Source organism: Aminivibrio sp., assembly GCF_016756745.1.
In the GTDB taxonomy this organism is placed as follows: Bacteria; Synergistota; Synergistia; order Synergistales; family Aminobacteriaceae; genus Aminivibrio.
Map to the genome: position 1 here is coordinate 15,228 of NZ_JAESIH010000068.1, position 26,299 is coordinate 41,526.

Consider the following 26,299-nt stretch of genomic DNA (forward strand, 5'->3'; position numbering starts at 1 on the left):
AAAACACGCCGGCCGCAGGAGATACAATCCTGCGGCCGGCGTGTTTTTCCCGCCTGTTCTAGACGGAGACTTCCCTGAGGAAGAGCTTTTCCGCCAGTTCGGTCACCTCGAGGGCCTGGGCGCTGTAATCGGGGCGCCCCATGAGACCGTAGGTATAGTTCTTTCCCTGCTCCACCCCCGGCTGGTCGAAGGGGTTCACGTCCAGGATGTACCCGGCCAGGGCCGTCACATACTCGTAGAACTGGATCATGGCTCCCATGCGGCGCTCGTCGAGCTTCGGGATCTCGATGGAGACCACCGGTTTTCCTGACTTCGCGATGGCTGCCGCCGTCGAGATGGCCTCATACCGCCGCAGAGAGTTCATGGATTGCCCGAAGAGGTAGGACAGGGACACCAGGGTCTTTTCCTCCGTCTCGGGAATGATGATTTCCTCCGTCGGGTCGGCCACCGTCATCACGGTAAAAAGCTTGTCGTCGGGGCCTTCGGTGTAGAGCTGGATCTGGGAGTGCTGGTCGATAGCGCCGAGGGCCCGCACGGGGGTCGATCCCGTTCCGTTCTTCCCCAGGCTTTCGCCCCAGAGCTGGGCAAACCATTCGCAGAACCTCTCCAGGGCGTCCTCGTAGGGCATGAGGACCGTCATGTTCCTCCCCTGTCTGTAATGGGCCACCGAGAGTGCGGCCAGAAGCCAGGCGGGGTTTTCGACGATGGTGTTCCTCGCCGCGAGCTTTCCGTCCATCTCGGCCGCTCCCTCGAGCAGCTTGTCGGCCTGTATACCCAGGGCGACGGCGGAGAGAAGCCCGACGGGGGAGAGCACGGAGAAGCGCCCGCCCACATCGGCGGGCAGAACGAGGCGCCGGCAGCCGATCTCGTCGGCGAAGGGCCGGAGAACCCCCTTCTCTTCATCGGTGATGACCACCACGTGCTCCGCCGCTTTTTTCGGGCCGAGATCCACCTTGAGCCGGTCCCAAAAGAAAAGGAAATTCGCCATGGTCTCGGCGGTGCTTCCCGATTTGCTGATGACGGTGAACACTGTCTGCCCGGGATCGATGAGGTTCCAGATCGCCCGGTTGTCGGCCGGGTCCACGTTGTCCGACATGTAGAACCTCGGACCCTGCCGTTTCGCACGGGGCAGCTCGTTCCAGTACGGAGGAAGCAACGCCCCATGGAGCATGAGATTGCCGAGGGCCGAGCCGCCGATGCCCACCTGGACCATGGCGTCGAAGCCGGAAATCCACTTCCCCGTCTTCTCCACATCGGCGATGTCCCGGGAAGGGAGGTTGATCCAGCCCACGCCGTCCTGACCTTCGGAAGCTGCCTCCCGAAGCCGGGCATCCCCTTTCCGGAGTATCTCCTCATACCCGGCGACGGTCTCCATGCCTACCGCGCCGTCTACAGCCATTCCATAGGACAGAGTGAGCAGTTCCGATACCGTTCCCGATCTTCGAAGCACGACGTCAACCCCTTCCTCTCAGGCTACTGTTCCTGGTTCGCCAGCTCCGCGTCAATAGCCTCCGGGTTGTACCCGACGATATACTTCTCGCCGATCTGCGTGACGGGTACTCCCATCTGGCCCGTCTTCCGGACCATTTCCATGGCAGCCTCCCGGTTCGCCTGAACATCCACGCTCTCGAAAGCGACACCCTTTCCGTCAAGATACTCCTTCACTTTGGCGCACCACGGGCACGTCTTCGTCGAATAAACTTTTATCATCAATCGGCACCTCCTTGAAATATATACCCATAAAGGGTATATAAGAAAATACCCTTTCAGTCAAGTTCATTATATACCGAATTTCACCGGGAGAGAAAAATTCGGTCATTGGGAGTATAATGCATACCATATCCGGGGTATTTCACCGAAAATATGCAAGGAGGAAATGGAATGACCATATCTGCGGCAACCCTCGCGCGTTCAGATCTGGAGACCCGTCTCCTCCCTCTCGCAGACCGCTACAGAGGGAAAAAGGGCATTACGATTCCCCTGCTGGCCGATATGCAGAGGGAAATGGGCTACATCGGCCCCGAAGCGGTGGATTTCATGGCGAAAGAGCTGGACATCCCCGCAGCGGAGATGTTCGGCGTCGCCACCTTCTATGCCATGTTCCGGCTCCAGCCGGAGGGCAGATACGTGGTTCGGCTCTGCCGGGGAACGGCCTGCCACGTCCAGGGCTCGGCCCGCATCGGAGAGCAGATCCAGCGTCATCTCGGGGTGCAGGAGGGAGAGACCACGAAAGACGGTCTGTTCACCCTGCAGTACGTGGCCTGCCTCGGCTGCTGCAGTCTCGCTCCCGTGATGATGGTGGGAGAAGAGGTTCACGGAAGACTGACGCCGGAAAAAGCCGTGGACGTGCTTGAAGCCGTCAGGGCTTCCCAGCGGGAATAGGGAGGTACGCACAATGCCCAAGACTATCGTGAAGGTCGGACTGGCGAGCTGCGGTGTGGCAGCGGGAGCGGTCCCCATTTATGAAACCCTCACGGGAATCCTTGCAGGTCGGGACGACGTGGAAATCAAGAAGGTCGGCTGCATCGGCCTCTGCTACATGGAGCCCATCGTGGAAGTGGAGCGGGACGGCAAATCCATCACCTACGGCAAGGTGGACACAGCCATGGCCAAAGAGATCGCCGAATCCCACGTGAACCGGGGGGAGATCGTCCTTCGGGGCGTCATCCTCGACCCGGAGAGCACGGCCTGCGAGAACGAGCGCATGGACAGCCAGGTCCGCATTGTCCTCCGGAACAGCGGCCTCATCGATCCTGAGAAAATTGAAGAGTACATTGCCCGCGACGGCTACAAGGCACTGGAAAAAGCCTTCTCCATGAGCCCCCTCCAGGTCATCGACGAAGTCCTCGCCAGCGGCCTCCGCGGCCGTGGCGGAGCAGGCTTTCCCACGGGGCTGAAATGGAAGTTCGCCAACGGGGCGAAGGGGGACAAGAAGTACTTCGTCTGCAACGCCGACGAGGGCGACCCCGGCGCCTTCATGGACCGCTCTGTCCTCGAGAGCGACCCCCACAGCATCATCGAGGGAATGGCCATCGGCGCCTACGCCATCGGGTCCGACGAGGGCATCATCTACTGCCGGGCGGAATACCCCCTGGCCATAAAGCACCTGAACGTGGCCCTGGACCAAGCCCGGGAGAAGGGTTTCCTCGGGAAGAATATCCTTGGGTCCGGCTTCTCCTTCGACATCCATATAAAGGAAGGGGCGGGCGCCTTCGTCTGCGGCGAGGAAACCGCCATGATCGCCTCCATCGAGGGACGGAGGGGCATGCCCCGGCCGCGGCCTCCCTTCCCGGCCAACAGCGGCGTCTTCGGCAAGCCCACGAACATCAACAACGTGGAGACCATCGCCAACATCCCCTGGATTCTGATGAACGGGGCGGCGAAGTTTGCCGAATACGGCATCGGCAAGAGCCGGGGCACCAAGGTCTTCGCCCTGGCGGGAAAGATCAAGAAAGGCGGTCTCGCCGAGGTCCCCATGGGAATGCCCCTGCGGGAGGTCATCTTCAAGGTGGCAGGCGGCATCGCCGAGAACAAGAAGTTCAAGGCGGTCCAGCTCGGCGGCCCCTCGGGAGGGTGCATCCCCGAATCGCTGCTGGACACACCGGTGGACTATGAATCCATCAACGCCACGGGGGCCATCATGGGCTCCGGCGGCATGGTAGTCATGGACGAGACCACCTGCATCGTGGACGTGGCCAAGTTCTTCCTGGCCTTCGTCCAAAAGGAGTCCTGCGGCAAATGCCCCTTCTGCCGCATCGGCACCAAGAGAATGCTCGAGATCCTGGAGCGGATCACCGAAGGCAAAGGGGCCATGGAGGACCTGGACACCCTGCTCTACCTGGCCCACCAGGTGAAGGAGGGTTCCCTCTGCGGCCTCGGCCAGACTGCGCCGAACCCGGTGATGACCACGCTGAAATATTTCCGGGAGGAGTACGAGGCCCATATCCGGGACAAAAAGTGCCCCGCCAAGGTATGCACCGGTCTCATTCATTACGTCGTCGACCCGGCCGTATGCATCGGCTGCACGAAATGCGCCCGGAACTGCCCCGTCTCCTGCATCGCTGGAGAAGTGAAGAAACCCCACGTCATCGACGACGAGAAGTGCATCCGCTGCGGACAGTGCAAGAAGGTCTGCCCCGTGGGCGCCATCTCGGTGGAATAACCTTTCGGGAGGATTTCGAGCTGCCATGAAGAAAAACATAAAGGTCACACTCAACGGAAAAACAGTCTACGGGTACGAGGGGCAGAGAATACTCGATCTCTGCGCCGACTGCGGCGTGGAAATACCCACCCTCTGCTACGACCGCCACCTGAGCCTCCACGGGGGCTGCTCCGTCTGCCTCGTGGAAGTGGAGGGTGCAAAAACCCTGCTCCGGGCGTGCGCCAACACCATCGTCCAGAACATGGTCATCAGGACCGAGACAGAGAAGGCCGTGAGCGCCCGCCGGACCGCCCTGGAACTGCTGCTCTCCGACCACGTGGGCGACTGCCGCCCCCCCTGCACCCTCACCTGTCCGGCCAACGGAAACGTCCAGGCTTACATCAATCTGGCCGCCCAGGGGAAATACCAGGAATCCCTCGACACGCTCCACCATCACGTCACCCTCCCTGCGTGCATCGGCCGGGTCTGCCCCGCCCCCTGCGAGAAGAAGTGCCGCAGGAATTTCGTGGACGACGCGCCCGTGTCAATTAAGGAGATCAAGCGGTTCGTCGGCGACTGGGCATTGAAGAACGACTATCTCGGCGTCATCCCCGAGACCGGGGACAACGGAAAGACCGTCGCCGTCGTGGGGGGCGGCCCCGCCGGCATCTCCGCGGCCTACTACCTGCGCCTGAAAGGCTACCGACCGGTCATCTTCGAGAAGGAAGCCCTTCTCGGCGGTATGATGCGCTACGGCATTCCCGACTACCGCCTTCCCCAGGCCATTCTCCAGAAGGAGATCGACTGGCTCCTCGCCCACGGCGTGGAGGTGCGCACCGGCATGACCCTGGGAAAGAACATCACCCTCGACGAACTCCGCAGGAATTTCGACGGCGTCATCCTCGCCATGGGCTGCTGGAAGTCCTCCCCCATGCGGGTGCCCGGAGAGGACCTGGACGGAGTCCTGGGTGGGATCAACTTCCTCTACGACGTGAAGACCAACCCCGACGCAAGAATCGGCAGAAGGGTGGCCGTGGTGGGAGGAGGCAACACCGCCATGGACGCCTGCCGCTCGGCCCGCCGCCTCGGCGCCGAGGAAGTGTCGGTGCTCTACAGGAGGAGCCGGGAGGAGATGCCCGCCGACGATCTCGAGATCGAAGAGGCCACCGAAGAAGGGGTGAACTTCATCTTCCTGGCGGCCCCAAAATCAATCGAGGGGAACGGCAAGGTGGAACGGGTGGTCTGCGAGCGGATGGAGCTCGGGGAACCGGATGCCTCCGGGCGGCGGAGCCCCGTGCCTACGGGGGAGACCTTCGTCCTCGAGGTTGATACGGTCATCGCCGCCGTGGGGCAGGCCATCGACTTCTCAGGGGTGCCCTCGGAACTGCATGACGGCCGGAAGATGAAGGTCGGTCCCGACTACGACACTCCCCTCCCGGGAGTATTCGTGTGCGGCGACCAGCAGACGGGGCCGAAGATCGCCATCGAGGCCATCGGCAACGGCCACTGGGCCGCCGACTCCCTGGATCACTACCTGACCCGGGGAACGCCGAAAAAACCCTTCTTCTACGATATCGTCCGGACGGACCTCGGCCCCGAGGACTTCAGTCACGTGGAGAAAACCGTCCAGGAACACGTGCCCATCGTGAGCGGAGAGACACGGCTCGCAAAGCCCTTCGAGGAGTACAGCCCCGGACTGACGGAGGAGCAGACCCTCCGGGACGCGAAGAGGTGCATGGAGTGCGGCTGCGCCGACGTCTTCGAGTGCAGGCTCCGGAAATACGCCACCACCCACGAGGTACAGCCGGAGAAGCTTGCCGGTGAGCACATTGCCAAGTTTGAGGATGCGAACCAGTACTATATCCGGAACCTGGACAAGTGCATCCTCTGTTCCAAGTGCGTTCGAGCCTGCGACGAGATCTCCGGCTTCCACGCCATCGACTTTGCGAAGCGGGGCTTCGATTCGGTGCTGACGCCCCAGTTCTACAACGACATGGAACACTCCGACTGCACCTTCTGCGGACTCTGCACCCAGGTCTGCCCCGTGGGAGCCCTCATGGAGAAGCGGGCCGAGCGGTGGCCTCACCTGGAGGTGCCGGAGATAATCAAGACCACCTGCCGGATGTGCTCCGTGGGCTGCGAACTCGACCTCAACCTGGACCGCAGGCGCTCCCGTATCGTCCGAGTCACCACCGACCCGGACAATCCGACGGCCCCCACCTTCGGGTCGTGCTGCTTCATGGGACGGTACGGTTTCAGGGACGTGAAGGACTCGGGGAACTTTGACCCGGCAGTGAACGGCGAGTCCGTGTCCCTTGACGAAGCCGCGGCCGCCTTCGACAACCTTGCCTCCAGGAAGGGCGCAATCTACGTGGCGGGGACGAACCTCACTCTGCAGGAGGCGAAAGCTCTCCGCGACTACGCTGCTCTCCGCACACCGGAGGCTGTCATTTCCGCGGCGGAAGGAGCGGAATTCCTGCCCTACCTCGCCGAGGCGGGGAAGAGAAAGGATGCCGTCCGGGCTTCCTACGCCTCCTTCAACGAAGGCGACGCCTTCCTGCTCCTGGGGGCGAACACCGACGAAGACCAGCCCGTGCTGACATCGTGGCTGCGGAGGGCCATGCGGCACCGGAAAGCATCAGTGGTCTGTCTCGGCGGCACCCCGGGCATACTCGACAGGGGAGACACCGTGATCCTCGCCCCCGAAGAGGGCAAACAGGAGGAAGCGATCCGGTCCCTCACCGCTGCCGTTCAGGCAACCAGGGAGAAGGCCCCTGTCGATTTCGCGGCCCTGGCAGGGAAGGCAGGCCTGTGCCCCGGAACCTTCGAAAAGGCTGCCGCTCTCCTTGCCGCCGCGAAGCACCCTGTCACCCTCATGGGAGCGGGACTGCCGGCGAGTGCCTCTTTCGACCTCTCTTCGGCCCTTCAGGGAGGCCGGTACCTTCTTCTCTTCAAAGGAGCGGGAACGGCGGGACTGCTCTCCGTATTCCCGGAGGTTCTCTCCGTCGCCGAAGCAAAGAAGAACCGGCCGTCGCCGGTACTCTTCCTCGGGATCACCCCGGAGGAGGCTGGATTCACGGAAGGCGACCTCAACGGAACGGAATATGCCGTTCTCGCCGCTGATTCCTCTCCTCTTTCGGAGAAGGCGTCCGTTCTTCTGCCCCTTCGTCCGTGGCCGGAAAAGGAAGGCACCACGGTGAACCTGGAGGGCAGGGAGCTCCCCGTCCGGAAGGGACCCCTTGCGAAAAAGACGGGAAGGAACATCTGTGACGTTCTTTCAAGGGCGGCTCTTCCCTGGGGAGGAAAAATTCCCTCGAACCCCGTTGTGCGCTGAGACTGCGGCGAAACATGGTTATACCAATTCAGGGGGCGGCACAAGCCGCCTCCTGAATTTTTGTTGATTTTTTGTCAATCTATTGACACGAAGGGCAGCCGCCTTTAGACTAAGCGGAAAATTTGCAGGGAGGCGAAAAAATGAAACGATACGGTCTGTTTTTTGCAGTCGCGATACTCCTCGCCTTCGGCGCTGCGGCCTGTGCAGCTCCGTCGGGCGAACCCATCAAGATCGGCTACCTCGCCACGCTCACCGGCGACGGTTCCACATGGGGACAGCATGAACGGGACGGCGCCCTTCTCGCCGTGAAGGAGCTGAACGAGGCGGGCGGAGTGCTCGGACGCCCCCTGGAACTGGTGTACTACGACGTTCGCGGACGGCAGGAGGACGCCATCCAGGCAGCGCGGAGGCTTGTCCACGAAGACAAGGTGGTGGCCATCGGCGGTACCAACTACAGCGGGCTGAACATCGCCACCGCCTCGGTGGTCACCGCCGCCGGTGTTCCCCAGATCGGCACTGCGAGCACCAACCCCGCCGTGACGGTGGACCCGAAGACGGGCAAGGTACGGCCGTTCACGTTCCGGATGAGCTACACCGACCCCTACCAGGGGAAGGTCATGGCGGACTACCTTATCAACAAGCTTGGGGTCAAGAGCGCTGCGGTCATCACCGACGTGGGCAGCGACTACTCCGAAGGCCTGAAGGAATTTTTCACTATCCGGTTCGCGGAGTTGAAGGGCGATCTGAAGGGTGTCTGGGGATTCCGGGGCGGCGACGTGGACTTCCGGGCCCAGCTCACGGAAATGAAGGCAACCGGCGCCGAGGCGGTCGCACTTCCCATTCTCTACAAGGAGATGGGGCTGATTATGAAGCAGGCGGCAGAACTTGACTGGAAGCCTATTTTCATAGGCGGCGACGGTTTCAGCCCGAGTATGCAGGAGATCGCCGGAGACTCGATGGAGGGAAGTTACTGGGTCTATAGCATGGACCTCGGCAATCCGCAGATGATATACCTTCTCTCCCGTTTCGAGAAAGAATACGGCGTCCCTGCGGCCGAACCGGGAAATGTTGCGTACGCATACGATCTGGTCACGTGGGTCGCCGACGCGATCAAGAGGGCTGGGAAAGCCGACCCCGTGGCGGTCAGGGATGCCATGGAAAACACGAAAGACCTCCGTCTCGTCCATTTCACCCTCACGGTGGACAAGGAGACCCACAACCCGCTGAACAAGCCCGCCGCTATGATGCTCTGGAAGAATAAACAGCTGAACTTCCTTGAGATGTGGGCCCCCCAGGACACATTCTAGCGCATACTCAGCACGGCAGGCGGAGCGGGGGAAATCAAATCCCCCGCTCCGCCTTTTTCGCCTTCCGCCCTACCCTTCCCTCGCGGCGGCGATCTTCCCCTTTTCAGCGGAGACCAGAATCCGGGACATCCATTCCTCCCGCTCCTCCGGAAAGTCATCCCGGTAGTGAACACCCCGGCTCTCCTCCCGGAGGAGAGCCGCCCGTGCCACCGCTTCGGCGGTGAAGGCGAGCCCCTTCATCTCCAGGGCATGGAGGAGGTCCACGGAATCTCCCACCTTCAGGGGCGGACATGAGACCTTCCATTCCTCCAGGGCCGCCGCGCACCGGCGGAGACCGTCACCGCTCCTGCAGGGGCCGAGCCCTTCCTGGACAACGGCCCGGAGACGATCCCCGGCATCCCGGGGACGGATTCCCCCTTCGGGGGCGAGGAAGGACAGGTCTGCCGGGATTTCCGTAACGTCCCCAATGCCGCCTTCCCCTGCTTCTTCGGCGGAGAACCGGCCGGCCCGGAGGCCGAAGGTGACGATGTTCGTCAGGGCGTTGCCTCCCATGCGGCTGGCTCCGTCCACCCCTCCGGTCACCTCACCGCAGGCGTAGAGCCCCGGAAGGGCGGTTCGTCCCTCGGTGTCGATGGGAATTCCCCCCGTGAAATAGTGCTGGATGGGGGAAAGCTCTACCGGCCCGGTCCGTCGTTCCGGCGGAAGGTCCAGCATGAGGGACACCCGTACATCAGGGATAGTCAGCATCTCTTCCCCCAGGTTTTCCAGGTGAAGCAGGGTCTTTCCTCCCTGCCTCTCGTGGCGGGAGAGGAAAATGGCACTCTTGTCCCTGGCAAAGTAGTTCGCCTCTTTCCCCGAGGTGAGCCCCCAGGAGAGAATGGCCTCCCGGAGGAATTCCCGGCCGTTTTCATCGGTGACGGGAATGTAGTCCACGATGGCAAGCCCCACCATCCACAGAGGGAAGGCGGGATCCTTCCAGCCCAGGGGGTAGAACTGGACGTACTCCATGTCCGCGAGATCCAGACCGGCCTCGAGGGCGAGGGCGTATCCGTCGCCGGTCATCCGTGCGGGGTTGTCCGTCCTGGAGTAGATTCTGCCTCCCCCGCCGGAGGCGAGAATGACGGCGGAGGCTGGGGAGCGGTATTTCCGCCCCGTCTTCCAGTTCACCCACTCCAGCCCTTCCGCCCCTCTCTCCCCGGCGAGAATTTTCGTTGCGACACAGTTTTCGAGGATGGAGACTCCTTCCGCCCTCGCAATGGCGGCGAGTTCCCTGGTCAGGCCTCTCCCTCCCATGATCTCGGAAGGGGCTGATTCCCGCACGGTGGCACGCCCCGAGTCGGTGATCTTCAGCGTGACGCCCCAGTCAGCCAGCGTCCGGAGGGTTTTCTCCGATTCTTCGGCCAGCGTCCGGACGAGCTTCCGGTCGTTCACTCCCCGGCCGATCTCCACGACGCGCCGGAAGTGATCTTCGGGGGTCACCGTTCCGGACGAGAGGGAAAACAGCCCCCCCGAATAGGCTGTACAGTTCGCGTCGCCGCAGGCTGTCTTGGAGAGCAGCAGGACCTCCGCTCCTTTTTTTGCCGCCGCGACCGCTGCGGTAAGACCTGCCCCGCCCGCCCCGACGACGATGATTTTTTTCTTCATGGTTCTCCTCCTCCCTATGAGCGGAGCCCCGCGGCGTTCGCGGGGCTCCGTGGTCGTTCCGTGTTTCAGGGGACCCTATTCCTCTTCGTCCTCCTGTTTGTGGGCTGCGATAACCTTCTTCGCGATCTCGGCGGGGACCTCCTCATAATGGTCGTATTCCATGGTGAAGGTTCCTCTGCCGGAGGTCATGGAGCGGAGGATGATGGCGTACCGGAACATCTCCGCGAGGGGGCACTGGGCCTTGACCACCTGCTGGTGTCCCTTGCTGTCGATGCCGAGGATCCTTCCCCTCCGTCCGTTGAAGTCGCCCATGACATCGCCCAGGTACTCCTCGGGGACGGTGACTTCCACGTTCATGATGGGCTCCAGGAGCACGGGGTTCGCCTCGAGAATACCCTTCTTAAAGGAAAGCCGCGCTGCGAGCTTGAAGGCCATTTCAGAGCTGTCCACGTCGTGGTAGGAGCCGAAGTAGAGGGTGGCCTTGAAGTCCACCACGGGGAAGCCGGCAAGGGGCCCCTTGACGAGGGCTTCCCGGAGGCCCTTCTCGACCGCGGGAATGAATCCCTTGGGGATGGCGCCGCCGACAATTTTATCCTCAAAAACGAAGCCCTCTCCCCGCTCGAGAGGAGTGTACCGGATATGGACATCGCCGTACTGACCGTGGCCGCCCGTCTGTTTCTTGTGCTTGCCCTGGGCCTCGGCGGTCTTCCGGATAGTCTCCCGGTAGGGGACCTGGGGGGTCTTGGTGTCCAGTTCCACGCCGTACCGCTCCTTTATACGTGAAAGGACGATGTCGATGTGCATGTCGCCCATTCCGGAGAGGACGCTGTCGTTGGTCTCGGCGTTCTTTTCGAAGGTGAGGGTGGGATCTTCCTCGAGGATCTTGTGGATGGCATTGCCCAGCTTGTCTTCGTCGGCCCGGCTCTTGGCGACGATGGCCACGCTGTAGACGGGCTTCGGGAAGTCGATGGGCGGGAAGGTGATCGTGGAGCCCTTCACGGAAAGGCTGTCTCCCACCTGGGTGCTGTGAAGCTTAGGAATGGCGAGGATGTCGCCCACGGTGATCTCCTTGACGTCCTTGCCCTCTTTGCCGGTCATGAATTTGAAGGCGCTGATCCGTTCCTCTTCGCCCTTGTTCACGTTGAAAATGGTGTTGTCTGTCGTGAGGCTTCCGGAGTTGACCCGGATGAAGGAAAGCTTGCCCACGTAAGGGTCAACCATGATCTTGAAGCAGATGGCGGAGAACTGCCCTTCGGGATCGGGGGCGATCTCGATGCTTTCCTGCCCCTTCAGGGCGGGACGGCTCCTGGAGTCCAGAGGAGAGGGGAAGAAGTCGGCGATAAAGTCAAGGATCTGATGAACGCCCACGTTCATGGCGGAAGAACCTGGGAAGACAGGCATAACTATGCGGGAAGCGATGGCCTTCCTGAGAGCGGGAAGAAGCTCATCCACGGAGATGCTCTCGCCGTCGAGGTAGCGCATCATGAGTTCGTCGTCCGCCTCGACGATGGCCTCCACGAGGGATTCCCTTGCCTGGGCGGCCTCGTCGGCCATCTCGGCGGGGATGTCGCCCTCGGTGAACTTACCGCTGCCGTCGGCTTCATACATATATGCCTTGTTCCCGAGGAGGTCCACCACTCCTTTGAAGGAGGCTTCAGCACCTATGGGCAGGAAGACCGCCACGGCCTTGTCGCTGTAGTCCGACCGGATGTCGGTCAGCACCTTGGCGAAGTCGGCGTTTTCCCGGTCGAGCTTGGAAATGTAGAAAGCCGTGGGAAGATTGAACTCGCTTCCCATCTCCCAGACCTTGTCGGTCTGGACTTCGATGCCGCTGACGCCGCTCACGGCAATGAGCAGCGAGTCGGCCACCCGGATGGCGGACCGCATTTCTCCCACGAAGTCGGCGAATCCCGGGGTGTCGAGGACAAAGAGCTGCCTGCCCTTGCGCTCCATGGTGATAAGGGAAGTATTGATCGAGATTTGCCGTTTCTGTTCTTCCTGGCTGAAATCGCTGACGGTATTGCCGTCCTCGACCTTCCCCAGTCTGGACGTGATGCCGTTATCGAAAAGCATAGCCTCGACGAGGGACGTCTTTCCTGCCCCTCCATGGGCCGCAATTGCGATACTGCGTGTGTTCTCAGGCTGACGGGTTCCCATTCCAACTACCTCCTCCGGCGTCTCGTGCTTTGCCCCGGACCGTTTTTACGTCCATTGAGGGCAATTTCAATATCTTACGCATAATGTTTCCGTTCGTCAATAAATGTCGCCCTACCTAAATCCGCTAATTTTTCAGGCAGAGGGAGTATCGCCGGGGACCGTTTCGGCCGCCGGATCCAGGGTAAAAACGGATCGCATCTACCGGTCCTCTTTCAGCCGGCGTTCAAGGATACCGGAGATGGCGGCGACGTCTGCCTGGCCCCTTGCCTCCCTCATGACAAGGCCCGCGAGAAATTTGATCTTCTTTCCCTTGGGGTCCCTGCCCGAGCGGATTTCTTCCACCACGTCGCCGTTGGCCCTAAGGACCCGCTCCACCATTTTTTCCACGTCTTCGGAGGACAGACCTCCGGGAGAAGCCCCGGCCGCCTCGAGGGCATCCTTGAAAGATCGCCCTTCCGCCAGGCGGGCGAAGACCTCTCGGGCCACCGTGGTGGAAAGCTTTCCGCCGTCCACAAGGGAGACCAGTTCCGCCAGAGCGGAGGGCTTCACCGGGAAGGAGTCCATGGAAAAACCCTTCTCGTTCATCACCCGGAAGACTTCGGTGCGGATCCAGTTGGCCGCCCGTAAAGGAGAAGCGCCGCTTTTGACGCATTCCTCGAAGTACAGGGCCACGGGAAGGCTCTCCGCCATGAAGGCGGCATCGGTCTCAGGAAGGCCGTACTTCTCCGCGAACCGCCCCTCTTTGGTCCAGGGCAGTTCGGGCAGGGCGTTTCGGGTGCTTTCCAGAAGCTCTTCCGTCACCACGATGGGAGGGATGTCGGGGTCCGGGAAGTAACGGTAGTCGTCGGCGGCCTCCTTGCTTCTCATGGAGGTGGTGACACCCTCGCCGTCGTTCCAATGGCGGGTCTCCCTCTCCAGGCTGCCTCCTTCGGCAAGGACCGCCGTCTGGCGGCGGATTTCATACTGCAGCGCCCGCTCCACGGCCCGCAGGGAGTTCATGTTCTTGATTTCCGTCCGCTCGCCCCAGCACAGCACCTCCCCGGTGGCTTCGTCGGTCTTCTTCACCGACACGTTGGCGTCCACCCGGAGAGACCCCCGCTCCATGTCGCCGTCGGAGACGCCGAGGTAGCGCATCGTTTGGCGAATGCGGGCGACATACTCCCGGGCCTCCCCGGGGGAGGTGATGTCGGGCTCGGAGACGATCTCCGCCAGGGGGACACCGCCCCGGTTGTAGTCCACGAAGGAAAAGGCGGCCCCTTCCAGGCGCCCGTCGGCGGCCGAGTGAACCAGTTTTCCGGCATCCTCCTCGAGGTGGAGCCTGGTGATGCGGATCCGACGTGGCCGGCCGTCGTCGCCGGGAATGAAGATCTCTCCTCCCTCGGCGAGGGGAAGGTCGTACTGGCTTATCTGGTATGCCTTGGGCAGGTCGGGGTAGAAATAGTTTTTCCGGTGGAAGACCGAGTGGTTCTTGATGGTGCAGGACAGGGCCAGCCCGGCCCGGACACCCAGTTCCACCGCCTTTTTGTTCAGGACGGGAAGGCTCCCGGGGAGGCCGAGACACACGGGGCAGACGTTGGTGTTCGGCTCGGCCCCAATGTAGTCCGTGGAGCACGGGCAGAAGATTTTCGTGGCCGTGGAAAGCTGCACGTGGATTTCCAGGCCGATGACGGGGATGTACCGGAAAGTCATCGGACGTTCCCTCCTTCCGTCGCTGCACTCCTGGGCGCCATGCGCGCCTTTCCGAGGTGCCGCTCCAGGACGGCCGCGGCGTTCAGCAGTTCGGGCTCGCCCCACTGGGGCGCGATGAACTGGACGCCCACGGGCAGGGGTTTTTCTCCGCCGGTGAATCCGCCGTTGAGGGACAGGGCCGGCAGTTCGGCGAGGTTCACAGGAAGGGTGAACACGTCGGCCAGGTACATCCGGATGGGGTCGTCCACCAGCTCGCCCTTTTTGAAGGGGGGCGCTGGGGCCGTGGGCAGGGCGATGAGGTCGCACTCTTCGAAGGCCTTCCGGAACTCGGCCTTCATGAGAGAGCGGACCTTCTGGGCTGTGAGGTAGTAGGCATCGTAGTACCCCGAGCTGAGCACGTAGGTCCCGGTGAGGATCCTCCGCTTCACCTCGGTGCCGAAGCCGGCCCCCCGGGTTGTGAGGTAGAGGTCGAGCAGGGTGTCCTCCCTGCAGGAAAGACCGTACCGGACTCCGTCGAACCGGGCCAGGTTCGAGCCGGCCTCGGCGGGGGCGAGGATGTAGTAGCAGGGCAGGCCGAACTCGAGGGAGACGGGAAGGGAGACCTCCACGATCTCCGCCCCCTCCTCCCGGCAGAGGTTCAGGGTATTTTCCAGGACCCGGCGTACCTCCGGGTCCACGGAGGACTGCATGGCGTCAAGCTCCTTCACCACGGCTATTCTCTTTCCCCTGAGGGAGACGGCAGCGAGATGCGCCGTGTAGTCCGGGCGCTCCCTGCGGCTGCACGTTCCGTCCCTGGCGTCGGGAGCGGCGATGACCGAAAGCAGGAGGGCGAGATCCTCCACGGTGCGGGCGAAGGGGCCGATCTGGTCGAGGGACGAGGCGAAGGCCACGAGGCCCCACCGGCTCACGAGGCCGTAGGTGGGCTTGAGGCCGTAAATCCCGCAGTAGGAGGCCGGCTGGCGGATGGACCCTCCCGTGTCGCTCCCGAGAGCCAGGGGGGCATACCCGGCGGCCACAGCCGCGGCGCTTCCCCCGGAGCTGCCTCCCGGCACCCTGCCGGTATCCCAGGGGTTGGACGTCGGGTGAAAGGCGGAGAACTCCGTGGAGCTTCCCATGGCGAACTCGTCCATGTTGGCCTTTCCGGCGAAGACGGCCCCGGCCCCGGCGAGCAGTTCCGCGACTCTCGCGTCGTAGGGAGGGATCCACCCCTCGAGGATCCTGCTGGCGCAGGTTGCCGGAACTCCCCGGAGGCACATGTTGTCCTTCAAGACAACGGGCACGCCCGCGAGAGGACCGGGGTCCATACGGCGGGCGATCATTCCGTCGATCCGGGCAGCTTCTTCCCGTCCCCTGTCGGCGGTGAGGGCCAGCATAGCGGACAGTTCCGGTTCGAGGTCTTCGATCCGGGAAATACAGGAGGCGAACACCTCCGACGCTGAGAAATCCTTAGCTTTTATGCCGCGGACCATCTCCGCGGCGGAGAGGGCAAAGAGCTCCATACCCTATTCCTCCTCCAGGATCCGGGGAACGACGAAGAAGCTGCCCTTCCTCTCCGGTGCGGCTGCCAGCACGTCATCCCGGACGGTGGACCGGACAGGCTCGTCCTCCCGGAGAGGAGGGGCTTCCCTCTCGGAAAAGAGAAAGGGATCCACCCCGTCGAGATTCAGCCGCCCTTCTTCCCGGGCCCGGGAAAGGGTGGCGAAATGGCCCAGGATGGCTTCAAAATGGCGCACGAGAGGTTCTATCTCTTTCTCCTCCACGCGCAGCCTGGCGAGATCGGCCACGTGCCGAACGTCCTTTTCGCTGATCGTCATTGGCTTTGCCTCCTGTTCGACGAAACGACCGGTGGGGTATTTCTTGAAGAGACCTTCAGGAAGTCCTTCCGCTGCGGATCATTTCGAGAAATTCTTCTTCTCCCACGATGGGCACTCCGAGGGCGGCGGCCTTCGCGAGCTTGCTCCCCGCTTCTTTGCCGGCCACCACCAGGGAGGTTCTGCTGCTCACGCTGGAGGAACACGCCGCGCCTGCTGCCTTCGCGAGGGCCTCGGCTTCGCTCCGGGTCAGGGAATCCAGCTCCCCGGTGAAAACGATGCGCATGCCCTCGAGGAACCGGGATCCCTGCTCACCGGGCTGTTCTTCCGGGGCTGGAAGGGCGCCCCTGAGGCCGAGCTCCGCCAGTTCCTCCAGCAGTTTCCTGTTCTGTTCCCTGGCGAAAAAGGACCGGATGGACGCCGCCATGACGGGTCCGATGCCCTCCACCGATGCCAGGGCTTCTTCCGGAGCCTTGCTGAGGGTCTGCACATCCCGGAAGGCCTCTGCCAGGATCTCCGCCCCCCGGGCCCCCACGAACCGAATGCCGAGGGCGGCGAGGAGGCGGGAGAAGGGCCGTTCCTTCGAAGTCCTGACGGCTTCCAGCAGGTTTTCCGCCGACTTCGGCCCCATCCGGTCCAGGCCGGCCACCGAGTCGATCGAAAGACGGTACAGATCGGACACCGTGCGGACAATCCCCTTGTCCACGAGCTGCTCAACCAGCCTGTCGCCCAGGCCGCGGATGTCCATGCCGCCCCGGGAGGCGAAATGGCGGATGCCCTCCTTGAGCTGGGCGGGACAGGAAGCCCTGTTCATACACCGGAGGGCAGCCTCGCCTTTGAGACGCACCACCGGGGATCCGCAGGACGGGCAGGCTTCAGGCATGACAAACTCCCGCTCGGTTCCGTTCCTGAGCTCCTTCACGGCCCCGAGCACCTCCGGGATGATCTCCCCCGCCTTCCGGACCCGGACCATATCCCCGATCCGGAGGTCTTTTCGGCGGAGTTCGTCCTCGTTGTGGAGGCTCGCCCGCCGGACCACCGTCCCGGAAAGGGTCACCGGCTCGAGGACGGCCACGGGGGTGAGTACCCCGGTCCTACCCACGGAGACGATGATATCGGAAAGGCGGGTGGTCTTTTCCTCCGGGGGATACTTGAAGGCTATGGCCCACCGGGGGGCGTGGGAGGTGGATCCCATTTCGCTCCAGGCGCGAAGGGAGTCGAGCTTCACCACCACCCCGTCGGTGGCATAGGGAAGGGAGAATCGTCTCTTTTCCCAGGCGGCGACGAACTCCTTCACTGCATCTCCGTCGGGGCAGAACTGCCAGGCTTTCTGGACGGGAAACCCGACCCGGGAGAGCCATTCCAGGATCTCCCTCTGGGAGGCGAGACCAAGATGTTCGGGGAAGACCACCGAGTACAGGTAGATGGAAAGCCTTCTTCCGGCGGTGACCGCCGGGTCGAGCTGCCGGAGGCTTCCTGCGGCGGCGTTCCTGGGGTTGGCGAAGAGGGGCTCTCCCCGCTCTTCCCGTTCTTCGTTGAGGCGCGCGAAGTATTTTCTCTCAAGAAACACTTCGCCCCGGACCTCCACCCGCCCCCGGGGAAAGTCTGAAAGGGTGAGGGGAAGGGTGCGGATAGTCCTGAGGTTGGCGGTGATATCCTCCCCCACCCGCCCGTCTCCCCGGGTCGTTCCCCTGACGAAGGCGCCGTCCTCATAGGTGAGGGAAACGGCGAGGCCGTCGATCTTCATCTCGCAGACATACCCTCCCGCCGCCCAGGGGGCGGTTCGGTTCAGGAAGCCGTCCAAATCCTCCCCGTTCAGGGCGTTGTCCAGGCTAAGCATGGGGACCGAGAGGGTGACTTTCTCGAACCGTTCACTCGCCTTCGCGCCGACCCGCTTCGTGGGCGAATCGGGGGAGGCGAGCTCCGGCCATGTGGCCTCGAGATCGACAAGCTCCCGGTAAAGGGCGTCGTATTCGTCATCGGGAATTTCGGGAGCGTCCTCCACGTAATAGAGGCGCCCGTGGCGGGCGAGCTCCCTTTGCAGGAAAGCCGCCCGCCGCCGGACCTCTTCAGGTATCTCCAACGCTCGTTCCTCGTCCCGGGGCACGGGGGGTCAGCCTCCTACTCCCCTGCGGCCTCACCGCCGTCCTCCCTGGTGCGGGAAGGCAGGGGCTTCATGGTCGGGAAAAGAATGACATCCCGGATGGACCTGGAGTCGGTGAGGAACATGACAAGCCGGTCCACGCCGATGCCCAGTCCTCCCGTGGGGGGAAGGCCCGTCTCGATGGCGTTTATGAAGTCCTCATCGAAATCATGAGCCTCGTCATCGCCGGCCTCCTTCTTTTTGAGCTGGTCCTCGAACCGGCCCCGCTGGTCCAGCGGATCGTTCAGCTCGCTGAAAGCGTTGGCCACTTCCTTGCCGCAGATAAAGAGCTCGAACCTGCGGGTGTAGTCCGGGTTCTCCGGGTCTCTCTTGGCGAGAGGGGAGATCTCGGTGGGATGGCCGGTGACGAAGGTGGGCTGGATCAGCTTCTCTTCCACAAAGGTCTCGAACATGAGATTGAGGACCGTGAACCGGCTCTCGGTTCCCTTGATCTCCACGCCCCGGTCCTTGGCTATCCTCCGGGCCTCGTCGTCTTCGGCTATGCCGCGGAAATCGATGCCCGTGTATTCCGCCACCAGGTCGAGCATGCTCCCCCGCTTGAAGGGCCTGTCGAAGTCGAGATCCACGTCCTGGAAACGGACCTTCCTAGGATTGCCGGGCCCGCAGACCACGTCGGCGGCGTTCCGGATGATCTCCTCGGTGAGGTCCATCATGTCGTGGTAATCCGCATAGGCCCAGTAGACCTCCATGGCTGTGAACTCCGGGTTGTGCATGGTGTCGAGCCCCTCGTTGCGGAAGTTCTTTCCCATCTCGTAGACCCGGCCGAACATGCCCACCACGAGACGCTTCAGGTAGAGCTCCGTGGCGATGCGGAGGTACATCTCCATGCCGAGGGCGTTGTGGAAGGTCTTGAAGGGGCGGGCGTTGGCGCCTCCGGCAAGGACCGACAAAATCGGGGTCTCCACCTCGATGGTACCATGGTCCTCCAGGGTTTTCCGAATGGAGGAGATGATCTTCGACCGTTTCCGGAAGGTCTCACGCACCTCGGGGTTGGCTATGAGGTCGGTGTACCGTCGGCGGTACCGTACTTCAGTATCCTTCAGGCCGTGCCACTTCTCTGGCAGAGGACGGAGGGCCTTGCAGAGGAGCACGCACTCCCGGACGTGGATGGTGAGTTCCCCCCGCTGGGTACGGAAGGGGTGGCCGATGATGCCGACCCAGTCGCCCGAGTCGACCCATTTTTTCGCGAAGGTGTACTTCTCCTCGCCCATGGCGTTGAACTGGAAATAAAGCTGCAGGCTGTCCGTCTCGTCGGCCAGGTTGGCGAAAGCGGCCTTCCCGTGCTTGCGGAGGGCCATCACCCTGCCGGCGGTGACGATGGTCACCGACTCGTCAATCTCGTCCTCGGCCAGGTGGCTGAAGTTCTCCCGCACGTAGGCGAGGGAGTGCTTCCGGTCCCACTTCTCCACGAGGTAGGGGTTGTAGCCCTCCTCGGCAATCAGCCGCTCAAGTTTGTCCTTCCGCTGACGAACAATCTCGTCCTCTCCGTCGTTCCCCTGGGGGATACGGTTCGGGGCGTCCTTTTCATATTGTACATCCACTGCATTCTTCTCTCCTTTCGAAGTACGCGTCACAACGTTCAAGTATCCCCCGGAGTTCCGTCCAGCAAAGTACGCGGGCCGCCGCCCTGCGGAGCCCGCCTATACCCCGGACGCCCCTGAACATGCCGGAAAGAAGGCGCTTTACGAAAAGCACCGCCATCCGTGGGCCGCAATAGCCGCACACCGAGTCGCCGAAGTGCAGCAACAGAGACATCTGGAAATCCGGGGACGGATTTCTGTAACTATTATGCACGTCATACCCGAGAAACGCCAGAGTGCGGGCAAAGAGGAAGGGGTCAGCCAAGGCGCCCCTCGCCATCAGGACAGTCCGGCACCCCCGCCGGAGATAGTCCGCCGCCTGCTCCGGGGTGTAGACGTCACCGCTGGCGCAAATTTTTTCCGGGAATTTCGCCGCCATGGCCCCCACGATCTCCCGGTCAGCCTCTCCTGAATACCGCTGGGCGGGAGTGCGGCCATGAAGGCAGACCAGGGAGGCACCGGCATCCAGAAGCCCCCGACAGAACTCCTCCGTCGTCAGGGGGTAACCGGGAGGGCATTTTCGGATCTTCGGCCATACGGGCAGTCCCAGGCCCGACAGAGAGGAAACCATCGAAAATGCCGTGCCCGGGTTTTCGAGGAGCCGGGCCCCCGCTCCCTTTTTGAGTACCTTGGGCATGGGACAGGCCATGTTGATCCCTACCGCCCGGAAGGACGTCCCCTCCAGGGCGGTCTCGGCGCCCCGCAGCATGGTCTCCGTGTCGCCCGCGAAGAGCTGGACAATGACCGGCGCTTCACCGGGCAGGATGTCGAGCATGGCCGCCGTTTTCCTGTTGGCCCGCCGGAGCCCAGCGCAGCTGATCATCTCCGTGTGGACAGCCGCGGCACCGAGGAGCGAATAGAAGAGCCGCAGGGGGGGAATGGTCACCCCGGCGAGGGGGGCCAGCAGGAGGGGGGATTCGAGAGCCAGCCCACCCGCTTCTGTGCGGTGCGGTGCGACCACGGAAAAGACCGGAGGAAAGGCGCTCACAGCGGGCGGTTCCGCTCGTGGATGAGCCGGAGCCCTTCCAGGGTGAGCCACGGGTCCACTGTGGTGATGGTTTCCGAGATGGCGCCGATAACCGCCGCGTGGCCTCCCGTGGCCGCCACGGGCGTTCTGCCGCCCAGTTCGTCCCAGGTCTTCCGGACGAGAAAATCCACGAGCCCCGCGTTGCCGAAGAGAATTCCCGCCTGGATGGAGCCGATGGTATTGTTCCCGATGACGGTCTTCGGGGGTTCCAGGGAGACCTGGGGCAGCTTCGCCGTGCGCCCGAAGAGAGATTCCATGCCCGTCACCAGGCCGGGGGAGATGGTCCCCCCAAGGTAGGCCCCCTCGTAGTTCAGGATGTCGAGGGTGATGGCCGTGCCGAAGTCCACCACGATGAGGGGCGCGCCGTACTTGGCCTTCCCCGCCACGGAGTTCACAAGCCGGTCGGCCCCCACTTCATGCTTGGGCGAATAGGCGATGTCGATGCCAAGGTCCAGGGCGGACGTCACCTTCACTGGTTCCACCGCGAGGTATTCCCTCAGGCCCTCGGAGAGAGCCATGTCGAGGGAGGGTACGACGCTCGAGTAGATGGCCCCGTCGATGGACGCCCGGGGGATGCCGCAGATGTCCAGCAGGTTCAGCAGGAATATGCCCAGCTCGTCGGAGGTGCGCCTCTCCGACATGAGTCTCCAGTGCTTCACCAGGGTCTCACCGTCGTAGATGCCGATGACCGTGGTGGTGTTTCCGACGTCAAGGACCAGCAGCATAGTACCGTCCTCCTCTTTTGAAGGATTTCAACATCAGGACATTATACCCTGTCGGGAGGGAAATTTCGTCCCCCAAGTCCTAACCTAAATCCGCAGGCAGAGGGAGATAATGCCGGCAGCACAGGGCGGAACCTCAGAAAAAGATCATCCCGGCGAGGAGCGCAAGCAGGGCTCCCCCGAAGGTTCGGAGCCCCGGCCTGAAGAGGCCGAAGGCGAGGGAGACGATAAAGGCGGCGCTGCCCGCAACGGCGAACGCCGGCGACCAGGAGGCAGACCACGGTATGAATGACGTGAGAGTATCCGCCGCCCACTGCCAGAGGAGAAAGAGCCCCTCGGCGGCGGCGGCGATATAATACCCCCCGGGTATCCCCGCAAGGGCAGGTATTGAGAGCACGGCGGCGAAGGGGTAGAGAAAGGCAAAGACCGGGAGGGCCGCCATGTTGACCAGGATGCCGGACAGTGGGACAGCGCCGAAGACGGCGGCTGTCTGGGGGTAGGTGGCGAGCCAGACCAGAGGGCTTGCGGCAAGGGCTGCCCTCCAGCCCGTTCCCCGTTCGGCAAGAGCGGACAGCAGAAGGGCTGCCGTAACGGACAGCCTCCATCCGAGGTCGGCGTACCACTCGGGCCTCCAGAGAAGGAGAAGAAGCCCCGCCAGGGATACGGCGTTGAGGGGGCTCCCCTTCCGTCCAAGGGCATAGCCGAGGAGTACGGACTGCACCATCAGGGCGGCCCGGAGGGCGCTTGGCGCTCCCCCCGCCAGAAGGGCGTAGCCCCAGAGAAGGCCGCTTGTCGCGAGAATCCGTCCGCGGAAGGACAGCCTCCGGCGAAGAATGCCGAGGGAGAGAATCTTCCAGACAGCCGCAGCGGCGAGGCCCACGTGGAAGCCGGAGACGGCGAGAAGGTGGGCGGTTCCCCAGGTCCTGTGGCCGTCTGCGAGGGAGGGGTCCCGAACGCCGAGAAAGGCGGCGAGAAGATAGCCCCTGGTGGCCGGAGGAAGGTTGAGGAGTATGTTCCTGCGAAGGGCCGTTCTGAGGGCGGGCAGGCCGAAACGCCTCTCCCGCCGGGGCAGCAGTTCGTCGGGGAAAACCTCGGCGGACACGCCCCTGGCCCGCCAGTACAGGTCTTCCCTGAAGGATGAATTTTCCCTGATCCTGAAAGGTACTGCCTCGCCGGCGAATGTGAGGGTCTCCCCTTCCATGACGGACCGGTCCGGCCGGAGCCTGAGAAGGTACCGTCCCGTCGCGCCGTCCACCACCACGACCCTTGAGGAACCCCACGGGCGTTCGAGGATCACCACGCCGCCGTCGAGAACCCGTCCCCGGAGCGGGGAAAAGTTCTGCACCCTCCAGGTTGAGAGGAAGGAACACAGGAAGGCCAGAAGGGCCAGAGCGAGGCAGTAAGAAAGAAACCGGGCGGGACGGCGGCCGGAAAGAAGGAGAAGGAGCCCGAGGCATACAAGTGATGCGGCGGCTCCGGCCGCAGAAGGGGGCATTCCCCTATCGCCGAGGACGAGGGCCGTAAAGACCGCTCCGAGGAGGAAGAGAAGAGGGGCCCGGGCGATGCCTTCGTCATATCCCGGAAGGGGGATCATCGCAGGTCGACGTGGTTCCTGATGCTCTCCAGCTTTTTTGGGCCTATACCCTTCACCTTCAGGAGATCCTGCAGGGATGAGAACTTGCCTTTCTGCGCCCGGTATTCGAGGATGGCCCGAGCAATCGTCGGACCGATCCCGGGGATACGCTGGAGTTCTTCCAGGGATGCGGTGTTCACCCTCACGGCTCCGCCGACATTGCCGCCAGGAATTGCGGGCGGCCGGAGGAAACCGCTGTCCGGCGGGGCGCCGGAAGCTGAGGCATCGTTCTTTCCGCCGTCCTCCCCCGCCAGGGGGACATGGACATGCACCCCGTCCGCCAGGGGAGCGGCCAGGTTGACCTTCACGGGATCAGCGTTGGGAAGCAGTCCCCCCGCAGCGTCCACCAGGTTGTGAACTCTGCTTCCAGGAGGGAGGGAATAGACTCCCGGCGAAGCCACGCCGCCGGTGATGTAGAGCACCCACTCCTTCGCCTCCGGAGGCTCCTGAGCGGGCATGGAAACTTCCGGCGGTGCGGAGGGTCTGTCTGCGGGCACGGTTATGGAGAGGGCGGGGCCGGCCTTCGCTCCCGAGGGACGGTCCACGAAACGGCCCGAGAAAAGGAACACCACTATTCCCGCCAGGACAAAACACCCGATTCCCAGGGCGAAGAAGGCGAGCCCCTGGTATTTCGGATCGGAAAAAATACCTTTCTTCACTGCCCGTCCCCCCTATTTTCCGTTTTCGACGATCCGGCCGGAGAGGCACCAGTTGTCCGCCCGGGTGATCTCCACTCGGACAAACCGGCCGAGCATCTCCTCCCCCGCCTCCACGAGCACCACCTTGTCGGAAGGGGTCCGCCCCTGCAGGAGTCCATCTCCCCGGGGGGCGAAGTCGTCCAGAAGCACGGGGAAAAAGCTCCCCACGAGGGATTCGTTGATCTCACGGGCGATTCTCGACTGGAGGATATTCACCCCATTCAGCCGTGCCATTTTTTCCCGGTGGGGAACCTGATCCTCCCGGCGTGCCGCCCCGGTACCCTCCCGGGGAGAGTAGGCGGCGGAGTGAACGAGGTCGAACCGGAATTCCTCCAGCACCTTCAGAGATTCCCGGTAATCCTCCTCCGTTTCCCCGGGGTGCCCCACGATGAGATCCGTGGTGAGGCCGACTCCCGGCAGTCGGCTCCGGATTGCGGAGACCACGGCCCGGTACTGCTCCACCGTGTATCCCCTGTTCATGAGGGCGAGGACGCGGTCGCTCCCTGACTGGATGGGCAGGTTGATGGAGGGGCAGATCACCGAAGAATGCTCCGCCATTACCTCCACAATGTCGGGAGTGAAGTCCCGGGGATGGGAGGTAGCGAACCGGAGAAGCCGGACTCCCGTCTTCAGGGCGCCGTCCCTCAGGAGGTCGGCGAAGGTGTAGCCGTTGGTGAAATCCTTTCCGTAACTGTTCACGTTCTGCCCAAGCAGGGTGATCTCCAGGACGCCGTCGGCCGCAAGGGTTCTCATTTCCTCGAGGATATCCTCGGGGGGACGGGAGACGAAGCGCCCCCGGACGTAGGGGACGATGCAGTAGGAGCAGAAGTTGTCGCAGCCGTGGGATATGGTAACGAAGGCTTTCCAGGGGTTGACCCGCTCCACGGGGGCGCCGGGGAGTTCGATGAATGCTCTTGGGTCGTCGTCAAGGAACAGGAAGATTTCACCGGGAGATGCCATGAGCTTCTCCAGGCCGTCAGGCACGGCGCCGATGTGCCTGGGGCCGGAGACGAAGCGGACCCAGGGGAACCGGGCGGCCATTTTGCGGCCCACGTTCTGGGCCACGCAGCCCGTCACGGCAACGAAGGGCTTCCGCTCTCTCTCCCAGCGGGGGGCGAACCTGCCAAGGTCGCTCCAGACTTTCTGCTCGGCTTTGTCGCGGATGCTGCATCCGTTGAGGATGACCACGTCGGCCTCCTCCTCGTGAACCTCGGTCCATCCCCGTTCTTTCAGCGCTGTTTTCATTTTGTCGCCGTCATAGACATTCATCTGACAGCCGTAAACTTTCAGGGCATATCGGTACACGGAAGAACTCCTCCCGGCGGTTTTGAATTGAAGACACTCGGTCAGAAATTGATTATACCCCGTAACGGGAAGAATGAAAAATTCGGTTCGCCCACCTAAATCCGCAGGTTTTTCAGGCAGAGGGAGTGTCGCCGGGCACAGCGCCCGGGCCGAGAAACCGACACGGATGTCGGTTTCAGGTGCAGTTGTCAAGGACGACAATCTGCACCCCCCGCCCAAGCGTTCCCCGGTGACACTCCCCGCTGCCTGCGGATTTAGGACACTCCCCGCTGCCTGCGGATTTAGGACACTCCCCGCTGCCTGCGGATTTAGGGCCCATGTAGTAGAATAGAGAAAAACGGCCGAGGGGGTATTGAAAGTGAAACATTTTCGTTTTTTCTTGCCGGCTCTTCCGGCTCTCCTGATAATCCTGGCCTTTCCGGGCACTGCCCCGGCATGGACTCTTCCCGACATTCCCGGCTTCACCGGAGAGGAAGTACAGCGGACTCCGCTGGAGGCTCCATCGGGTAATTTCGGTGAATGGCTTGTTCGGGTCTACACCGCCGGCGGGGGGCGGACACTGAAGGCCACCCTGATGGCCGGCCCCGGAGCCGGAGAGCTTCGTACTCCCCCTGAAGGCTTCTCGGCCGATGACCGGCCTCTGGGATTCGGTTCTTCCTACGAGGGACTCACCGTCGAAGGGAAACGGGCTCTCCTGGAGGAAGTCCCCTCGGTGGGGCAGGCCCTGGCGGTTGCCCTGACCGACGAAGCCACTCTCACTCTCGAATCGTCTTCCCTGTCCCGGGAGGACATGGTTTCGGCAGCCTCATACATCGTGAAGTCCCTGCAATAAAAAGGAGGCCTTTCGGCCTCCTTTTTTTATTGCGTTTTACTCCTCGGGCTCGAACATATCCTTGCCCACGGCACAGACCGGGCAAACCCAATCGTCGGGAATGTCTTTAAAAGCTGTTCCGGGAGCCACCCCCGAATCGGGATCGCCCTCGGCGGGGTCGTAGACATAGCCGCACACGGTGCACACATACTTTTTCATGAGATATCCCCCTTCTGGTGTTCTTCGTGATTGTGTTTCCTGAAGATCATTATATCT

General features: G+C 62.7%; 20 protein-coding genes. 5 read left to right on the plus strand and 15 right to left on the minus strand.

Annotated elements, in window-relative coordinates; all coding sequences use genetic code 11:
• Positions 1 to 58: 58 nt before the first annotated feature.
• Both JMJ95_RS11745 and JMJ95_RS11750 read right to left on the minus strand, forming a co-directional pair.
• Positions 59 to 1,450, minus strand: coding sequence for a glucose-6-phosphate isomerase (locus tag JMJ95_RS11745; protein WP_290685523.1), 1,392 nt, complete (start codon positions 1,448 to 1,450; stop codon positions 59 to 61).
• 23 nt (positions 1,451 to 1,473) lie between these two features.
• The gene (locus tag JMJ95_RS11750) at positions 1,474 to 1,713 is read right to left on the minus strand and encodes a glutaredoxin domain-containing protein (RefSeq protein ID WP_290685525.1); all 240 of its coding nucleotides are present in this window, start codon (positions 1,711 to 1,713) and stop codon (positions 1,474 to 1,476) included.
• A gap of 168 nt (positions 1,714 to 1,881) precedes the next feature.
• On the opposite strand from JMJ95_RS11750, the gene nuoE reads away from it, so the two are divergent.
• The 4 genes from nuoE (at position 1,882) to JMJ95_RS11770 (ending at position 8,782) form a co-directional block, all read left to right on the plus strand.
• Positions 1,882 to 2,382: an NADH-quinone oxidoreductase subunit NuoE gene (gene nuoE / locus JMJ95_RS11755; RefSeq protein ID WP_290685528.1), complete on the plus strand. Its 501-nt coding sequence runs from the start codon at positions 1,882 to 1,884 to the stop codon at positions 2,380 to 2,382.
• A 13-nt stretch (positions 2,383 to 2,395) separates the two neighbouring features.
• The gene (locus JMJ95_RS11760; protein WP_290685530.1) at positions 2,396 to 4,162 is read left to right on the plus strand and encodes an NADH-ubiquinone oxidoreductase-F iron-sulfur binding region domain-containing protein; all 1,767 of its coding nucleotides are present in this window, start codon (positions 2,396 to 2,398) and stop codon (positions 4,160 to 4,162) included.
• A gap of 25 nt (positions 4,163 to 4,187) precedes the next feature.
• On the plus strand, positions 4,188 to 7,475 hold the full coding sequence (locus JMJ95_RS11765) for an FAD-dependent oxidoreductase (RefSeq protein ID WP_290685532.1): 3,288 nt from the start codon (positions 4,188 to 4,190) through the stop codon (positions 7,473 to 7,475).
• A 140-nt stretch (positions 7,476 to 7,615) separates the two neighbouring features.
• Positions 7,616 to 8,782, plus strand: a complete 1,167-nt coding sequence (locus JMJ95_RS11770; RefSeq protein WP_290685534.1) for an ABC transporter substrate-binding protein — start codon at positions 7,616 to 7,618, stop codon at positions 8,780 to 8,782.
• A 69-nt stretch (positions 8,783 to 8,851) separates the two neighbouring features.
• Here JMJ95_RS11770 and JMJ95_RS11775 read toward each other — a convergent pair whose 3' ends face one another.
• From JMJ95_RS11775 to miaB, 12 genes are all read right to left on the minus strand, one after another.
• Positions 8,852 to 10,426: an FAD-binding protein gene (locus JMJ95_RS11775; RefSeq protein ID WP_290685536.1), complete on the minus strand. Its 1,575-nt coding sequence runs from the start codon at positions 10,424 to 10,426 to the stop codon at positions 8,852 to 8,854.
• A gap of 75 nt (positions 10,427 to 10,501) precedes the next feature.
• Entirely contained in the window at positions 10,502 to 12,583 is a 2,082-nt protein-coding gene (gene fusA / locus JMJ95_RS11780; RefSeq protein ID WP_290685538.1) for an elongation factor G, read from the minus strand.
• A gap of 198 nt (positions 12,584 to 12,781) precedes the next feature.
• Entirely contained in the window at positions 12,782 to 14,272 is a 1,491-nt protein-coding gene (gene gatB, locus JMJ95_RS11785; RefSeq protein ID WP_290685540.1) for an Asp-tRNA(Asn)/Glu-tRNA(Gln) amidotransferase subunit GatB, read from the minus strand.
• Positions 14,269 to 15,771, minus strand: a complete 1,503-nt coding sequence (gene gatA, locus JMJ95_RS11790; RefSeq protein ID WP_290685542.1) for an Asp-tRNA(Asn)/Glu-tRNA(Gln) amidotransferase subunit GatA — start codon at positions 15,769 to 15,771, stop codon at positions 14,269 to 14,271. Before gatA ends, gatB begins: the two co-directional genes overlap by 4 nt.
• Before the next feature lie 3 nt (positions 15,772 to 15,774).
• On the minus strand, positions 15,775 to 16,086 hold the full coding sequence (gene gatC, locus JMJ95_RS11795) for an Asp-tRNA(Asn)/Glu-tRNA(Gln) amidotransferase subunit GatC (RefSeq protein WP_290685544.1): 312 nt from the start codon (positions 16,084 to 16,086) through the stop codon (positions 15,775 to 15,777).
• A 55-nt stretch (positions 16,087 to 16,141) separates the two neighbouring features.
• On the minus strand, positions 16,142 to 18,190 hold the full coding sequence (ligA, locus tag JMJ95_RS11800; protein WP_290685546.1) for an NAD-dependent DNA ligase LigA: 2,049 nt from the start codon (positions 18,188 to 18,190) through the stop codon (positions 16,142 to 16,144).
• 14 nt (positions 18,191 to 18,204) lie between these two features.
• A complete protein-coding gene (gene lysS, locus JMJ95_RS11805; protein WP_290685548.1) occupies positions 18,205 to 19,788 on the minus strand; it encodes a lysine--tRNA ligase in 1,584 nt (527 codons plus the stop codon).
• On the minus strand, positions 19,772 to 20,815 hold the full coding sequence (locus JMJ95_RS11810; protein ID WP_290685550.1) for a tRNA-dihydrouridine synthase family protein: 1,044 nt from the start codon (positions 20,813 to 20,815) through the stop codon (positions 19,772 to 19,774). The genes lysS and JMJ95_RS11810 overlap by 17 nt, the downstream gene beginning before the upstream one ends.
• Complete coding sequence (locus tag JMJ95_RS11815; protein WP_290685552.1) at positions 20,812 to 21,579, minus strand: type III pantothenate kinase; 768 nt, start codon at positions 21,577 to 21,579, stop codon at positions 20,812 to 20,814. The genes JMJ95_RS11810 and JMJ95_RS11815 overlap by 4 nt, the downstream gene beginning before the upstream one ends.
• Before the next feature lie 133 nt (positions 21,580 to 21,712).
• Positions 21,713 to 23,170, minus strand: coding sequence for a ComEC/Rec2 family competence protein (locus JMJ95_RS11820; protein ID WP_290685554.1), 1,458 nt, complete (start codon positions 23,168 to 23,170; stop codon positions 21,713 to 21,715).
• On the minus strand, positions 23,167 to 23,868 hold the full coding sequence (locus JMJ95_RS11825; RefSeq protein ID WP_290685556.1) for a ComEA family DNA-binding protein: 702 nt from the start codon (positions 23,866 to 23,868) through the stop codon (positions 23,167 to 23,169). The genes JMJ95_RS11820 and JMJ95_RS11825 overlap by 4 nt, the downstream gene beginning before the upstream one ends.
• A 12-nt stretch (positions 23,869 to 23,880) precedes the next feature.
• A complete protein-coding gene (miaB, locus tag JMJ95_RS11830; protein ID WP_290685559.1) occupies positions 23,881 to 25,212 on the minus strand; it encodes a tRNA (N6-isopentenyl adenosine(37)-C2)-methylthiotransferase MiaB in 1,332 nt (443 codons plus the stop codon).
• A gap of 358 nt (positions 25,213 to 25,570) precedes the next feature.
• Between miaB and JMJ95_RS11835 the strand changes: the two genes are divergently transcribed.
• Positions 25,571 to 26,044 (plus strand): hypothetical protein, encoded by a 474-nt coding sequence (locus JMJ95_RS11835; RefSeq protein WP_290685561.1) that lies wholly within the window; start codon positions 25,571 to 25,573, stop codon positions 26,042 to 26,044.
• Positions 26,045 to 26,080: 36 nt separating this feature from the next.
• Here JMJ95_RS11835 and rd read toward each other — a convergent pair whose 3' ends face one another.
• Positions 26,081 to 26,242: a rubredoxin gene (gene rd, locus JMJ95_RS11840; protein ID WP_290685563.1), complete on the minus strand. Its 162-nt coding sequence runs from the start codon at positions 26,240 to 26,242 to the stop codon at positions 26,081 to 26,083.
• Positions 26,243 to 26,299: the final 57 nt, after the last annotated feature.

Bases quoted from the DNA above. Each gene is read 5' to 3' on its own strand.
- nuoE (WP_290685528.1), top strand. From the start codon at position 1,882: ATGACCATATCTGCGGCAACCCTCGCGCGTTCAGATCTGGAGACCCGT.
- JMJ95_RS11760 (WP_290685530.1), top strand. From the start codon at position 2,396: ATGCCCAAGACTATCGTGAAGGTCGGACTGGCGAGCTGCGGTGTGGCA.
- JMJ95_RS11765 (WP_290685532.1), top strand. From the start codon at position 4,188: ATGAAGAAAAACATAAAGGTCACACTCAACGGAAAAACAGTCTACGGG.
- JMJ95_RS11770 (WP_290685534.1), top strand. From the start codon at position 7,616: ATGAAACGATACGGTCTGTTTTTTGCAGTCGCGATACTCCTCGCCTTC.
- JMJ95_RS11775 (WP_290685536.1), bottom strand. From the start codon at position 10,426: ATGAAGAAAAAAATCATCGTCGTCGGGGCGGGCGGGGCAGGTCTTACC.
- fusA (WP_290685538.1), bottom strand. From the start codon at position 12,583: ATGGGAACCCGTCAGCCTGAGAACACACGCAGTATCGCAATTGCGGCC.
- gatB (WP_290685540.1), bottom strand. From the start codon at position 14,272: ATGACTTTCCGGTACATCCCCGTCATCGGCCTGGAAATCCACGTGCAG.
- gatA (WP_290685542.1), bottom strand. From the start codon at position 15,771: ATGGAGCTCTTTGCCCTCTCCGCCGCGGAGATGGTCCGCGGCATAAAA.
- gatC (WP_290685544.1), bottom strand. From the start codon at position 16,086: ATGACGATCAGCGAAAAGGACGTTCGGCACGTGGCCGATCTCGCCAGG.
- JMJ95_RS11815 (WP_290685552.1), bottom strand. From the start codon at position 21,579: ATGCTGCTGGTCCTTGACGTCGGAAACACCACCACGGTCATCGGCATC.
- JMJ95_RS11820 (WP_290685554.1), bottom strand. From the start codon at position 23,170: ATGATCCCCCTTCCGGGATATGACGAAGGCATCGCCCGGGCCCCTCTT.
- rd (WP_290685563.1), bottom strand. From the start codon at position 26,242: ATGAAAAAGTATGTGTGCACCGTGTGCGGCTATGTCTACGACCCCGCC.